The organism is Serratia sp. HRI (genome assembly GCF_010119335.3).
Classification (GTDB): Bacteria; Pseudomonadota; Gammaproteobacteria; order Enterobacterales; family Enterobacteriaceae; genus Serratia; species Serratia nevei.
Genome location: NZ_CP083690.1, coordinates 3,406,247 through 3,419,529 on the forward strand (window position 1 = coordinate 3,406,247; position 13,283 = coordinate 3,419,529).

Here is a 13,283-nt window from a genome sequence, read left to right on the forward strand (position 1 = left end):
GCAGTTGACTGAAAATCGATTCCGTTGGCGCGGTTGACGCCGGCTATTCCGTTGTCGGTGAAGACGCCGATTCCGCGCAGTGTGTAGCGGCTGATACCGCCGGGTCTGTCAAAGTGAGGGCGGTATCCACCTTATCGGGTGAGGCACGTCGGCCGCACGGCGCCAATGAGTGTAGTCAAAGAGTGGGTCTGCAGCGGGGTTTGGCGAAGCGGGAACGTTTCTATTTGCCGACATCAAACCGTTGCGCCCACCGCAAGGGGATCCTGTGATGTGGCTATGAGCAGTGAGCAAGCTATCCATTAGCTACGTTGCTTATTCTCGGCCGTTTGTGCTGACAGTATATCCCCGCTACCGGCCATCAAGGGTATCCTTTAGGGTCGGCAGCGGGTTTTTTATTTTTTTTAAAGTGGGTCCCTGGTGTTGGTGCAATTGATGTATCAACATCAATAAGCACAGATTACGCGCGATCTAGATCCAATGAAAGTCCATTAGGCAAAAATTGTGATGCCACTCTGAAAACATTAGCGATATTTTAGTTAAGGTGAGGGGCTTATCGCCGGATCGGCGATAGGATAAAAAACGAAATCCAGACAAATGGCATAGGTAAGAGGGCGGGCGAATGACGGATTTTATGGCCTGGCTGCGTGGCCATCTGGCGCAGGGGGCGGTAGCGCCGCGTTATATTCAGCTGGCGACGGCGATAGAAACCGCAATCAGGCAGCAGGTGCTGGCGGCAGAGGCGTTTTTGCCGCCCGAACGGCAGATGGCGGAAGGCCTGGCGCTGTCGCGCGTCACCGTCAGCAAGGCGATGAAGCTGCTGGAGGAGAAAGGGCTGATTTCGCGGCAGCAGGGCGTTGGCACCCGCGTAGCGATGCGCATCGGCTATTCCCTCGATAAAGACAGCGGTTTCACCGCTCAGGCGCTGCGCCACGGCAGCAGCGTCAGTAACCGATGGTTGCTGCGCACCCGGGTCGGCGCGCCGGCCAAGGCCGCGGCGGCGCTGGGGCTGGCTGAGGGGGATGAGGTGATCAAACTGCGGCGTTTGCGCTTGCTGAACGGCAGCCCGGTCTCGCTGGAAACCACCTATATTCCGCCGCGCTTCCTGCCCGAACCGGGGCAGCTGGAGCATTCGCTGTATGCGTTATGGCAATCGCGCGGCATCGTGCCTGAAGATAAACACTTTCTGCTGAAGGCGGTGTCCTGCAGCGACGAGGTCGCCGAGCTGCTCAACGTGCCGTGCGGCGCGCCGTTGTTGCACATCACCCAGACCAGCCGCAATGCCCAGGGTGAGGCGCTGGAGTTCAGCGATATCTTGTGTCGCAGCGACGTTTATGAATTCGAAGTGAACGGTTAGCGAAATAACCATGCTCTTTTTGCTGCTAGTGCGTATAATCGCCGCCCGGCGATTAATTAACCTGTAAAAAGAGCAGCAGAATGAGCACCACCAGCCTGATCCAACCCGATCGTGAACTGTTTTCCTATAAGCCTTATTGGGCGGAATGTTTTGGCACCGCGCCGTTTTTACCGATGTCGCGAGCAGAGATGGATCAACTGGGCTGGGACAGCTGCGACGTGATCATCATCAGCGGCGACGCCTATGTCGATCACCCGAGCTTCGGCATGGCGATCATCGGCCGCATGCTGGAAGCGCAGGGCTTCCGCGTCGGCATCATCGCGCAGCCGGACTGGAGCAACAAAGAAGATTTCATGCGGTTGGGGAAACCGAACCTGTTCTTCGGCATTACCGCCGGCAACATGGACTCGATGATCAACCGCTATACCGCCGATCGCAAACTGCGCCACGACGATGCTTACACCGCCGGCAACGTCGGCGGCAAACGCCCGGATCGCGCTACCCTGGTTTACAGCCAGCGTTGTAAAGAAGCCTACAAAGACGTGCCGATCGTGCTGGGCGGCATCGAAGCCAGCCTGCGCCGCATCGCCCACTACGATTACTGGTCGGATACCGTGCGCCGCTCGGTGCTGGTGGATTCCAAAGCCGACATGCTGATCTACGGCAACGGCGAACGCCCGCTGGTGGAAGTGGCGCATCGCCTGGCCGCCGGTGAGAAGATCGGCGACATCCACGATATTCGCAATACCGCGGTGATGCGCAAAGAAGCGCTGCCGGGCTGGAGCGGCGTGGATTCCACCCGTATCGACAAGCCGGGCCGCATCGAAGCTATCCCGAACCCGTACGGTGACGATCTGCCGTGCGCCGACGGCGCCAAGCCGAAAGAGCCGGAAGCCAAGCCTGTCACCGTGCGCGCCGCCAAGCCGAAGCCGTGGGAGAAGACCTACGTGCTGCTGCCGTCCTTCGAGAAAGTGAAGGGCGACAAGGTGCTGTATGCGCACACCTCGCGCATTTTGCACCATGAAACCAACCCGGGCTGCGCCCGCGCGCTGATGCAGAAACACGGTGACCGCTACGTGTGGATCAACCCGCCGGCGATCCCGCTGACCACGCCGGAGATGGACAGCGTCTTCGCGCTGCCTTATCAGCGCGTGCCGCATCCGTCCTACGGCCAGGATCGCATTCCGGCCTATGACATGATCCGTTTCTCGGTGAACATCATGCGCGGTTGCTACGGCGGCTGCTCGTTCTGTTCGATCACCGAGCACGAAGGGCGCATCATCCAGAGCCGTTCGGAAGATTCGATCGTTCGTGAAATCGAAGAGATCCGCGACAAGGTGCCGGGCTTTACCGGCGTGATCTCCGATCTCGGCGGCCCGACCGCCAACATGTATATGCTGCGCTGCACCAACCCGCGCGCCGAGCAGACCTGCCGCCGCGCCTCGTGCGTGTATCCGGAGATTTGCACCTACATGGACACCAACCACGAGCCGACCATCAAACTGTATCGCCGTGCGCGTTCGCTGGAGGGCATCAAGAAGATCCTGATCGCTTCCGGGGTTCGTTACGATCTGGCGGTGGAAGATCCGCGTTATATCAAGGAGCTGGCGACCCACCACGTCGGCGGCTACCTGAAGATCGCGCCGGAGCACACCGAAGAAGGGCCGCTGTCGAAGATGATGAAGCCGGGCATGGGCAGCTACGATCGCTTCAAGCAGCTGTTTGATCACTATTCGAAGCAGGCGGGCAAAGAACAGTACCTGATCCCGTACTTCATCTCGTCGCACCCGGGCACCCGCGATGAAGACATGGTGAACCTGGCGCTGTGGCTGAAGAAGAACCGTTTCCGCCTCGATCAGGTGCAGAACTTCTATCCTTCGCCGATGGCCAACTCCACCACCATGTATTACAGCGGTAAAAACCCGCTGAGCAAGGTGGGGTATAAGAGCGAAGACGTGGTGGTGCCGCGCGGCGATCGCCAGCGTCGCCTGCATAAGGCGCTGCTGCGTTACCACGATCCGGCCAACTGGGCGCTGATCCGCACCGCGCTGGAAGAGATGGGGCTGAAGCACCTGATCGGCAGCCGCCGCGAGTGTCTGGTGCCGGCACCGAGCATCGACGAGCAGCGCGAAGCGAAACGCCTGCAGCGCCATACCCGGCCGGCGCTGACCAAGCATACCGATATCAATCGGCAGCGCACGCCGTCCAACCAACCGCCGCGCAAACCGATTCGCAAAGCCAAGCCGTAACGGCCACGCCGCGTGCGCAAACAAAAAGGAGAACCCTCGGGTTCTCCTTTTTACTTTTGCTCATCACAAACTATCGTAGGCGGCTTCCACTTTCATCAAATGGCGCGGCGCCTGCGGAGCGGGGTGGTATTTGCGCACGTGCCAGTTAAAGGCTTCCGGCGATAGGTTGTTGATCATCGCGATGGCCTGCTGGCGGTTGCTGGAGAAGGTGCGCAGCAGCGCGCCGGTGCCGTTGACGTAGGCGATGATGGTGGCGTAGCGCAGCGTAACAGGGTTCGTGATCCCTTTAAGCTGCTGTTTTTGCAAGGTGGCCAGGTAGGCGGCGCCGAGATCGATATTGGTGTCGGGATCCCGCAGGTCGTCAGCGTCCGGGCAACCGCGTTTGCCTTTGTAGCGGTAGGCATCGCAGCCGGCGGTATCGGCTTTCAGCTGCATCAGGCCGATAGCGTTGGACTTGCTCACCGCCGCAGGGTTGAAGCCGGACTCCACCTGGATCATGGCGGTGATCAGCTTGGCGTCCACGCCGTATTCGCTGGCGGCGTCTTTAATGGCGCTATCGAAAGCGTGGCGATCGTAGCTGACGCGCTGTTTCTTGCCGGCGCAACCCGCCAGCACCAGCATGACGCAAAGCATGCTCAGCCTTAACCCGTGTGAGAAAGAGAATTTCATGGTGCTCCGTGCTTGTCTGTTTTTTTAACGGCGTTAACCGGCGGGCGAGGCCTCCGGCGTCGTCATCATAACGTCAGGCGGCGTAAGGGAGCAATGCGCGGGAAGGAAAAGCCCCCTCCGGCGGGAGAGGGCTTGGGGAGGGGTTACAGGGTATCCGGATCCGGCCCGAGGCGGTTGCCGACGTCCAGCTTGGCGATCTCGCCCAGTTCGTCCTTATCGAGTTTGAAATCAAACACCTCGAAGTTTTCGCGGATGCGCGACGGCGTGACCGATTTCGGGATCACGATAAGGCCGCTGTCCAGGTGCCAGCGCACCACGATCTGCGCCGGGGTTTTCTCGTATTTCTCGGCCAGCGCCTTGATCAGCGGCTGGTCGAACACCCCTTCACCGCCCTGCGCCAGCGGGCTCCAGGATTCGGTCGCGATGTGGTGCGTGGCGTTCCAGGCGCGCAGCTGGCGCTGTTGCAGCAGCGGGTGCAGCTCTATCTGGTTGATGACCGGCGCCACGTTGGTTTCATCCAGCAGGCGCTGCAGGTGCGGCGTATGGAAGTTGCATACGCCGATGCTTTTCACCAGGCCTTGATCGCGCAGCTTGATCAGTTCGCGCCAGGCGGAGACGTATTGATCTTGCTGCGGGCGCGGCCAGTGGATCAGGTAAAGATCAACATAGTCCAGCCTGAGTTTTTCCAAACTGGTTTCCAGCGCCGCCAGCGGATCGCCCTGATCGTCGTTCCACAGCTTGGTGGTGATGAACAGCTCGCTGCGCGGCAGCGAGCTGGACTGCAGCGCGGCGCCGACGCCTGCCTCGTTCTTGTAGATCGCGGCGGTGTCGATGGAGCGGTAACCGATCTCCAGCGCTTTGCTCACCGCGCGGGTGGTCTCTTCAATACTCGCCTGCCAAACGCCGAGACCCAACTGCGGCATCAGATTACCATCGTGGAGTTTGATGATGGGTTGTTGCGTTGTCATGCGCATCTCCTTGTGTACGGATTGCGGCGCCTGCGGCACCGAAACGGCTATAGATAAATTCTAGTTGGCAAAATGAGCGGTTGCCGGGTTTGCCAGCCTAATTTCAGCGGTGGCGGGAGGGCGACTTTCTCCCCGCTCTCCCTGCGAATGAGCGGTAAGACGGGGGGCGAAACGATCGGCGGCGCGCGGAGGCGCCTGACGGCACCCGGTGATCGGCCGGGCGCCGGATGCGGCGAAAAATGGCTGACGGAGACTAAAGCCTAGCAAAAAATCGCCGTTTTGCGATTAACGCGCCGCTTCGTAAATGCGGCGGCTGACGTCCAGGGTGATGTCCTGATGCTCGCCCAGGGCGGTCATGCCGTGCTGATGCAGCTTGTCGAGCAGCGCCGGAATGCTGCTGCCGTCGAGCTGATAATCCGCCATGCGGGTCGGTACGCCCATCTGCTCAAAGAAGGCGCGAGTGGCGGCGATGGCACCGTCGATACGGCTGTCTTCGCTGCCTTCGCGCAGGCCCCAGACGCGGTCAGCGTACTGCAGCAGTTTTTCGCGCTTCTGCGCTTTCTTCTCGTGCAGCAGCGCCGGCAGGACGATGGCCAGCGTTTGCGCGTGGTCGAGATCGTGCATGGCGGTCAGCTCGTGGCCCAGCATGTGGGTTGCCCAGTCCTGCGGCACCCCGGCGCCGATCAGGCCGTTCAGCGCCATGGTGGCGCTCCACATCACGTTGGCGCGCACCCCATAGTTTTCCGGTTCGGCCAGCGCGCGCGGCCCGTCTTCCAGCAGGGTCAGCAGCAGGCCTTCGGCGAAGCGATCCTGCACTTTGGCGTCCACCGGGTAGGTCAGATACTGCTCCAGAGTGTGCACGAAGGCGTCGACCACGCCGTTGGCGATCTGGCGCGGCGGCAGCGAGTAGGTCACCACCGGATCCAGCACGGCGAAGCGCGGCTGCACCAGCGGCGAGAAGAAGTGCTGCTTGTCGCCGCTGCTTTTACGGGTGATCACCGCGCCGCTGTTGGATTCGGAACCGGTGGCCGGCAGCGTCAGCACGCAGCCCATCGGCACCGCGTCGGTGATGTGGCTGCCGACGGTCTGCAGGATATGCCAGGCGTCGCCGTCGGCGGTGTAACGGGCGGCGGCGGCGATGAACTTGGTGCCGTCAACCACCGAACCGCCGCCGACCGCCAGCAGGAAATCGATGTTTTCCGCCTTCACCACCTCGACCGCTTTCATCAGCGTTTCGTAGGTCGGGTTCGGCTCGATGCCGGAGAACTCCCGCACGTCGCGGCCGGCCAGCGCGCTGTACACCTGATCCAGTACGCCGTTTTTCTTCACGCTGCCGCCACCGTAGGTGATCAGGATGCGTGCGTCCGCCGGGATCTGGCCGGCCACTTCGGCAATTTGGTCTTTGCCGAACAGGATTTTGGTTGGGGTATGCAGAATGAAGTTTTGCATGGGTGATTTCTCTCTTTCTGTCAGGCGGGCGCCAAAGTGGCGCAAAGGTTTCTGGCCCGTATTGTCAGGAACCTGGCGGCAACGCACAATGCACATTCCTGTCTGGTTCTTGCCTATTCCTACAAGTCGCTGTAGAAATGGCGAGTTTTAAATTATTATTTATGCCGAATCGTTCTGACTGTAAGAGGGTGTTTCCGTGATTGAAATCGATGCGCAGCGCAGCCGCATGGCGCGCCAGGCGATGGCTATCGCCACCGGCAACGGCTACACGCCGTCACCGGTGCCACGGGTAAAGATCCTGTATGTCGATCGCCACTGCCCGCGCCAACCGGTGATGTACGAGCCGGGGATCGTGATCGTCTTTCAGGGGCATAAGGTGGGCTATTGCGGCAACAAGATGTTCCAGTACGATCCGCGCAACTACCTGCTGATGACGGTGCCGCTGCCGTTCGAGTGCGAAACCTTCGCCAGCCCGGAACTGCCACTGGTTGGGTTGGCGGTCAATATCGATACCCAAATGCTGCAGGACTTGCTGATCGACATTGGCGACGACGACTACCTGATGCAACCGCGGGCGGAGAGCAACGGGGTGAACCTGGCCGAGCTGACGGAAGCGCTGCTGTGCGCCACCGAACGCCTGCTGGACGTGATGGCCAAGCCGCTAGATGCCCGGGTGCTGGGGCCGCAGATCGTGCGCGAAATCCTTTACTACGTGCTGCGCGGCACCTGCGGCGCGTCGCTGCAGGAGCTGGTCAACCGCCATACCCACTTCAGCCAGATCGCCAAGGCGCTGCGGCGCATAGAAAATCAATATGCCGACAACCTCAACGTCGAACAGTTGGCCAGCGAGGTCAACATGAGCGTCTCGGCGTTCCACCACAACTTCAAGGCGGTGACCAACACCTCGCCGCTGCAATACGTGAAGTCGTACCGGCTGCATAAGGCGCGCCTGTTGATGGTGCATGACGGCCTGAAGGCCAGCACGGCGGCGATCCGCGTCGGCTACGAGAGCGCGTCGCAGTTCAGCCGTGAATTCAAGCGCCTGTTCGGCATGACGCCGAGCGATGAAATCGCCCGGCTGCGCGACGCCAACCCGCAGCTGCTGGAGGGCTGAACCGCGTTTACGGGGTCAAGACGATCTTGCCGAACGGTCCGCGATCGAGGTGATCCAACGCCTGCGGCAGCTGATCGAAACGGTAGACCTGGTCGATCACCGGCTGCAGGTTGACGGCGTCCACGGCGCGCACCAGATCTTCCAGCGCGCGGCGGTGGCCGACGCCGATGCCCTGGATCTCCGCCGATTTCAGCAGCAGCAGGCCGGCGGGGGCGGAAATCTCGGCGCCCGCCAGCACGCCGATCACCGAGATGCGGCCGCCCACCGCCACGGCGCGTACCGAGTTGCCCAGATTCGGGCCGCCGACGGTGTCGATCACATGGTCGATGCCGCGATCCTGCGTCAGCGCATAAATTGCTTCCACCCAATCGCCTTTCAGCCGGTTGATGCCGTGACTGGCGCCCAGCGCCTGGGCACGCGCCAGCTTTTCATCGCTGCCGGAGGTCACATACACCTCGGCGCCGTGCGCTTTGGCGATCTGCAGCGCGAACAGCGCCACCCCGCCGGTGCCTTGCACCAGCACCGTCTCGCCGGCATGCAGTTTGCCTTGCTCCACCAGCGCGAACCAGGCGGTTAGCCCGGCGCACGGCAGGGTGCTGGCCTGCACGTCGTCCAGCGACGCCGGCGCCGCCACCAGCCAGTCCTCATGCAAAATCACATATTCCGCCAGCACGCCCTGATAGAAACCGCCGAGGGTGTGGTAAGGCACCTGGCGCGCATTGCCGTACGGTTTTTGCCGGCCGTCGAGCCAACCGGGGCTGAAGGTAGAGATGACCCTAGCGCCGGGTTGGAAGCGGCTGACGCCGGGGCCGATAGCGTCGACCTCGCCGGCCATGTCCGAGGCGGGGGTGAACGGCTGCGGCAACGTCAGCCCCATGCCGCTTTCAATCATCAGTTTGTCGCGGTAGTTGAGCGCGACCGCTTTCACTTTCACTCTGATTTCGTGTGGCCCCGGCTGCGGGATCGCGTCGACGGTCAACCGCAGGTGTTCACGCCCCAGGGCGTCCATCGTCCAGCGTTGTATCGTGTCGGTCATGATGTTCTCCAAAGTCAGCGATTAACGACCGGTCGATAATATCGTTGATGAAGGTTCGCCAGTGGCGATAAGATTTCCGAAGATTGTTTCTTTTAGGGCGACAAATCATGAGCGATCGGTTGAGCGGTATTTCGGTATTCGTCACCGCCGTGGAGGCGGGCAGTTTTGCGTTGGCGGCCAGCCGGCTGCACCTGTCGCGTTCGGCGGTGGGGAAAACCATCGCCCGGCTGGAACAGCGGCTGGGCGTGCGGCTGTTTCATCGCACCACCCGCAGCCAGAGCCTGACCGACGACGGCGCGTTATTCTATGAGCGCTGCCTGCGAGCGCTGGAGGAGATCCGCGGTGCGGAAACGCTGCTGGAGTCGGGCAAGCGACAGGTCAGCGGCCGGCTGCGGGTATCGATGCCGGTGCTGTTTGGCCGCATGTGTATTGCGCCGCTGTTGACCGAGCTGACGCGCGAGCACCCGGGCCTGGAGCTGGAGCTGTCGTTCAACGATCGGGTGGTGGATCTGATTGAGGACGGCTTCGATATGGCGATCCGCAACGGCACGCTGGCCAACAGCGGCGGGCTGGTGGCACGCCGCATCGGCGATCACCGCATGGCGCTGTGCGCCTCGCCGGCCTATCTGCAGCGGTGCGGTGAACCGCACAGCATCGAACAGCTGGCACAGCATGAGGCGGTGACCTATATGCGCGCCGGTGCACGGCGCAGCTGGTTGGTATTGGATAGCGACGGCAAGCCGCAGGAAGTGATGCCGACTAACCGGCTGCAAATGGACGATCTGCAAGCGATTGCGGATGCGGCGACGGCGGGGTTCGGCATTGCCTGGCTGCCGTGCTGGCTGGTGCGTGAGCAGCTGTTGAGCGGGGCGCTGGTGCGCTTGCTGCGTGACCGGCCGGGCGCCGCCTTTGAAGCGCATGCGGTGTGGCCGCACACGCCTCACCTGCCGCTGAAGGTGCGGCTGGCGGTGGATACGCTGGTAAGCAAGTTACCCGCCAGTCTGGCGTTGGTCGAGAAGGCGCTGTAGTGCGCCGGGCTCAGGAGGAGGCGCGCTTTTTACGCCAGATCACCAGCATGGCGCCCAGCAGGCCGACGAACAGCAGCAGCAGCGGCAGCAGCATCAGGCCGGTCATCACCTGGCTTTCGTAGCGCTTCACCAGCGGGATTTGGCTGAAAGCGTAGCCGAGGCCCACCAGCGCGCAAACCCAGATCGCCGCGCTCAGCCAGTTGAACACCTGGAAGCGTGAGCTGTTGAGCCCGGAAATGCCGGCCATGGTCGGCAGCAGGGTGCGCACGAAGCCGAGGAAGCGACCGATCAGCAGCGCCGCCAGCCCGTGGCGGTTGAACAGGTTATGCGCGCGCTGGTGATATTGCGCCGGCAGCTGCAGCAGCCAGCCCTTCACCACGCCGGTGTGGCCCAGCCAGCGGCCCTGGATATAGCTCAGCCAGCAGCCGAGGCCGGCGGCGGCGGTCAGAATCAGCAGGGTGGGGGCAAAGCCCATCACGCCTTTGGCGATCAGCGCACCCGACAGCAGCAGCAGGCTGTCGCCGGGGAGGAAGGAGGCGGGCAGCAGTCCGTTTTCCAAAAACAGAGTGGTGAAAAGTACGGCGTAAACCACCCAAATTACGCTTGGATCGGCGAGGGCGATAAAGTCCTGCTGCCAAAGCGCATGAATAATCTCTCGTAATACATCCATTTTATGTCCTGTTGCATGCCGGTTGCGCCCGGGGTCACGTTCTCCAGGGTGCGGCGGTTACCGTATCTGACAGTTACCCGGGTAGTGTACCGCTAATAGCTTAAGCCGACATTAAACGAGACGAAGAAAATTAGCGGAATCCGCCTTAGCGCACGCCGTTGAGGCGATCGAAACCGGCCGCCAGATCGGCGATCAGGTCTTCGACGTTCTCCAGGCCGATGTGCAGGCGCACCAGCGTGCCGGAGAAATCGACGCCGCCTGCCGGACGGATCGCTTCCAGCTCTTCCGGCTGGTTGGCCAGGATCAGCGACTCGAAGCCGCCCCAGGAGTAGGCCATGCTGAAGTGGCTGAAGTTGTCCAGGTAGGCGGCCAACTGCGCATCGTCCAACCGCTCTTTCAGCACGAAGGAGAACAGCCCGTTGCAGCCGCTGAAGTCACGGCGGTAGAACTCGTGGCCCTTGCAGCTGGGCAGGGCCGGGTGATTGACCGTCGCCACTTCCGGCCGCGCCGCCAGCCAGTGGGCGACTTCGATGCTGCTGCGTTCGTGCTGCTTCAGGCGCACGCTCAGGGTGCGCAGGCCGCGGCTCGCCATGTAGGCGGTGTCGGCATCCACCATCTGCCCCATCAGGTAGGAGTACTCGCGCAGCCGATCCCAACAGCGCGCGTTGGCGACGGCAGTGCCGAGCATGTAATCGGAATGGCCGATCAGGTATTTGGTGCCGGCCTGAATCGAAATGTCGATGTCGAAATCCAACGCCTTGAACAGCACGCCCGCCGCCCAGGTATTGTCGATCATGATCACCACCTCCGGCGCTACGGCGCGAATGGCCTGCACCATCGCCGGAATGTCCTGCACTTCCAGGGTGATGGAGCCGGGGGACTCAAGGAACACCACGCGGGTATTGGGTTGGATCAGCGTGGCGATGTCGGCGCCGATCAGCGGATCGAAATAGGTGGTGCTGACGTTCATGCGGCCGAGGATATGGGTGCAGAAATCCTGGGTCGGTTCGTACGCCGAGCCCGTGACCAGCAGGTGATCGCCGGCGCCGACGAACGACAGGATCGCATTGGCCACCGCCGCGGCGCCGCAGGGGTACAGCACGCAGCCGGCGCCGCCCTCCAGTTCTACCATCGCATCCTGCAGGGCGAAGTGGGTCAGCGTGCCGCGTCGGCCGTAAAACAGCTCGCCGTGGGCGCGTTGCGCGGTGGCATGCTTTTTGGCGGCGACGGAGTCGAAAACCAAAGAAGAGGCGCGTTGCGTGACGGGATTGACGGAGCCCTGGGTGTAGCGTTTGCCGCGGCCGGCGCCGATCAGCGTGGTTTCGATGTGTTTTGACGTCATGGTACCTGGCTCACCTCTGGTTGCTCTGCACGTGCCCGTTTGCGATAGCCCTTACGTTAGCATGAGTTAATATGGCCATCCAGACGTTTTAACTTCCAGATATAGAAACGGCTATAATTGGCTGCCGGACGCGCCTTTCTCACCTCATCCTTCTGCCGTGGTGCGAGAGAGAAGCCCATTCCTCGGTCAAGACGCCGTTCGGCAGCGTGGCCTTGTTGCGTCGTTGTGGGAGAAAAGTAACGAAATAAGCCCATAAAAGGGGCGTTTGGCGGTGAACGGGCGCAGATTGGCGCTTTGCGGCGGGGCTGGCTAAAATTTTCTCGTTTATTTGGTAAATAATAATGAGAACTACTATCAATCCCCGGTTGGTTTGATATGATCGCACGCTGAATTATTCCTTAATTTTGATCGGTAATGGGTGGAGGCACAGCGTGAAAACGGCTGGCAAGAATTTAAATCAAGGATCGTTCGGCCAGGGCCGGGCGCAGTGGGGCAAGGCCTTCGGCCGCAGCCTGATGGCTTCTATGGTGCTGGTCGTGGGGCTGGCCGGCAGCGCGCAGGCAGCGCCGGCGGCCAATCCGGCCGTTACCGAAAGCGTTGCGCCGACCACCGCGCCTGCAGCCGCCGCGCCGGAGAGCATCACGCCGGTGAACCCGGCGCCAACGATCCAGCCACCGGAAACCCGCGGCATGGACCTGTCCGTTTGGGGCATGTACCAGCACGCCGACGCGGTGGTGAAAGCGGTAATGATCGGCCTGGTGCTGGCCTCGATCGTGACCTGGACCATTCTGTTCTCCAAAGGCAGCGAACTGCTGCGGGCCAAGCGCCGTCTGCGCCGCGAACAGCTGGCGCTGGCCGAAGCGCGCTCGTTGGATGAAGCCTCCGAGCTGGCGCAAAACTTCGGCCCGGAAAGCGTCAGCGCGGTGTTGCTGAACGATGCGCAAAATGAGCTGGAGCTGTCTGCGGAATCCAACGACAACAACGGCATTAAAGAGCGTACCGGCTTCCGCCTCGAGCGCCGCGTGGCGGCCTACAGCCGCAACATGGGCCGCGGCAACGGTTTCCTGGCTACCATCGGCGCCATCTCGCCGTTCGTCGGCCTGTTCGGCACCGTGTGGGGCATCATGAACAGCTTCATCGGCATCGCCCATTCGCAGACCACCAACCTGGCGGTCGTGGCGCCGGGCATCGCAGAGGCGCTGCTGGCGACCGCGCTGGGCCTGGTCGCGGCGATCCCTGCCGTCGTTATCTACAATATCTTCGCCCGCGTCATCAGCGGCCATCGCGCCCAGGTGGGCGACGTAGCGGCGCAGGTCTTGCTGCTGCAGGGCCGCGATCTGGATCTGGCCGCAACGGCGGAAGCCAAGCGTTCACAGCACGCACACCAACTGCGGGCGGGGTGAG

At 61.9% G+C, this 13,283-nt stretch carries 11 protein-coding genes; 5 read left to right on the forward strand and 6 right to left on the reverse strand.

The genetic code is table 11. The annotated features are described in order from the left end of the window. Positions 1-619 precede the first annotated feature (619 nt). Both GF111_RS16340 and GF111_RS16345 read left to right on the forward strand, forming a co-directional pair. Positions 620-1,354 carry a GntR family transcriptional regulator gene (locus tag GF111_RS16340; protein WP_038879436.1) on the forward strand — a complete coding sequence of 245 codons (735 nt, stop codon included), beginning with the start codon at positions 620-622 and terminating at the stop codon, positions 1,352-1,354. An 80-nt stretch (positions 1,355-1,434) separates the two neighbouring features. After that, positions 1,435-3,603 carry a YgiQ family radical SAM protein gene (locus tag GF111_RS16345; RefSeq protein WP_147190580.1) on the forward strand — a complete coding sequence of 723 codons (2,169 nt, stop codon included), beginning with the start codon at positions 1,435-1,437 and terminating at the stop codon, positions 3,601-3,603. A 63-nt stretch (positions 3,604-3,666) separates the two neighbouring features. Here the strand turns inward: GF111_RS16345 and GF111_RS16350 are convergent, their stop codons facing one another. From GF111_RS16350 to yqhD, 3 genes are all read right to left on the reverse strand, one after another. Then, a complete protein-coding gene (locus tag GF111_RS16350; protein ID WP_038879430.1) occupies positions 3,667-4,272 on the reverse strand; it encodes a transglycosylase SLT domain-containing protein in 606 nt (201 codons plus the stop codon). Between the two features lie 143 nt (positions 4,273-4,415). Next, positions 4,416-5,240 carry a 2,5-didehydrogluconate reductase DkgA gene (dkgA, locus tag GF111_RS16355; RefSeq protein ID WP_038879427.1) on the reverse strand — a complete coding sequence of 275 codons (825 nt, stop codon included), beginning with the start codon at positions 5,238-5,240 and terminating at the stop codon, positions 4,416-4,418. A gap of 285 nt (positions 5,241-5,525) precedes the next feature. Further along, entirely contained in the window at positions 5,526-6,689 is a 1,164-nt protein-coding gene (gene yqhD / locus GF111_RS16360) for an alcohol dehydrogenase (RefSeq protein ID WP_094460807.1), read from the reverse strand. A 226-nt stretch (positions 6,690-6,915) separates the two neighbouring features. On the opposite strand from yqhD, the gene GF111_RS16365 reads away from it, so the two are divergent. Further along, complete coding sequence (locus GF111_RS16365; RefSeq protein ID WP_176602459.1) at positions 6,916-7,803, forward strand: AraC family transcriptional regulator; 888 nt, start codon at positions 6,916-6,918, stop codon at positions 7,801-7,803. A 7-nt stretch (positions 7,804-7,810) separates the two neighbouring features. Here the strand turns inward: GF111_RS16365 and GF111_RS16370 are convergent, their stop codons facing one another. After that, on the reverse strand, positions 7,811-8,839 hold the full coding sequence (locus GF111_RS16370; protein ID WP_038879418.1) for an NAD(P)-dependent alcohol dehydrogenase: 1,029 nt from the start codon (positions 8,837-8,839) through the stop codon (positions 7,811-7,813). Positions 8,840-8,946: 107 nt separating this feature from the next. Between GF111_RS16370 and GF111_RS16375 the strand changes: the two genes are divergently transcribed. Then, positions 8,947-9,867 (forward strand): LysR family transcriptional regulator, encoded by a 921-nt coding sequence (locus tag GF111_RS16375; RefSeq protein ID WP_038879415.1) that lies wholly within the window; start codon positions 8,947-8,949, stop codon positions 9,865-9,867. A gap of 10 nt (positions 9,868-9,877) precedes the next feature. Here GF111_RS16375 and GF111_RS16380 read toward each other — a convergent pair whose 3' ends face one another. Both GF111_RS16380 and metC read right to left on the reverse strand, forming a co-directional pair. Beyond that, positions 9,878-10,537: a DedA family protein gene (locus GF111_RS16380; protein ID WP_147191038.1), complete on the reverse strand. Its 660-nt coding sequence runs from the start codon at positions 10,535-10,537 to the stop codon at positions 9,878-9,880. A gap of 145 nt (positions 10,538-10,682) precedes the next feature. Then, complete coding sequence (gene metC, locus GF111_RS16385) at positions 10,683-11,879, reverse strand: cystathionine beta-lyase (protein WP_038879409.1); 1,197 nt, start codon at positions 11,877-11,879, stop codon at positions 10,683-10,685. 431 nt (positions 11,880-12,310) lie between these two features. On the opposite strand from metC, the gene exbB reads away from it, so the two are divergent. Further along, the gene (exbB, locus tag GF111_RS16390; RefSeq protein WP_072271105.1) at positions 12,311-13,282 is read left to right on the forward strand and encodes a tol-pal system-associated acyl-CoA thioesterase; all 972 of its coding nucleotides are present in this window, start codon (positions 12,311-12,313) and stop codon (positions 13,280-13,282) included. The last annotated feature ends 1 nt before the right edge of the window (position 13,283 follow it).

Coding starts and splice junctions, on each gene's coding strand:
- GF111_RS16340 (WP_038879436.1), top strand. CDS start 620: ATGACGGATTTTATGGCCTGGCTGCGTGGCCATCTGGCGCAGGGGGCG.
- GF111_RS16345 (WP_147190580.1), top strand. CDS start 1,435: ATGAGCACCACCAGCCTGATCCAACCCGATCGTGAACTGTTTTCCTAT.
- GF111_RS16350 (WP_038879430.1), bottom strand. CDS start 4,272: ATGAAATTCTCTTTCTCACACGGGTTAAGGCTGAGCATGCTTTGCGTC.
- dkgA (WP_038879427.1), bottom strand. CDS start 5,240: ATGACAACGCAACAACCCATCATCAAACTCCACGATGGTAATCTGATG.
- yqhD (WP_094460807.1), bottom strand. CDS start 6,689: ATGCAAAACTTCATTCTGCATACCCCAACCAAAATCCTGTTCGGCAAA.
- GF111_RS16365 (WP_176602459.1), top strand. CDS start 6,916: ATGGCGCGCCAGGCGATGGCTATCGCCACCGGCAACGGCTACACGCCG.
- GF111_RS16370 (WP_038879418.1), bottom strand. CDS start 8,839: ATGACCGACACGATACAACGCTGGACGATGGACGCCCTGGGGCGTGAA.
- GF111_RS16375 (WP_038879415.1), top strand. CDS start 8,947: ATGAGCGATCGGTTGAGCGGTATTTCGGTATTCGTCACCGCCGTGGAG.
- GF111_RS16380 (WP_147191038.1), bottom strand. CDS start 10,537: ATGGATGTATTACGAGAGATTATTCATGCGCTTTGGCAGCAGGACTTT.
- metC (WP_038879409.1), bottom strand. CDS start 11,879: ATGACGTCAAAACACATCGAAACCACGCTGATCGGCGCCGGCCGCGGC.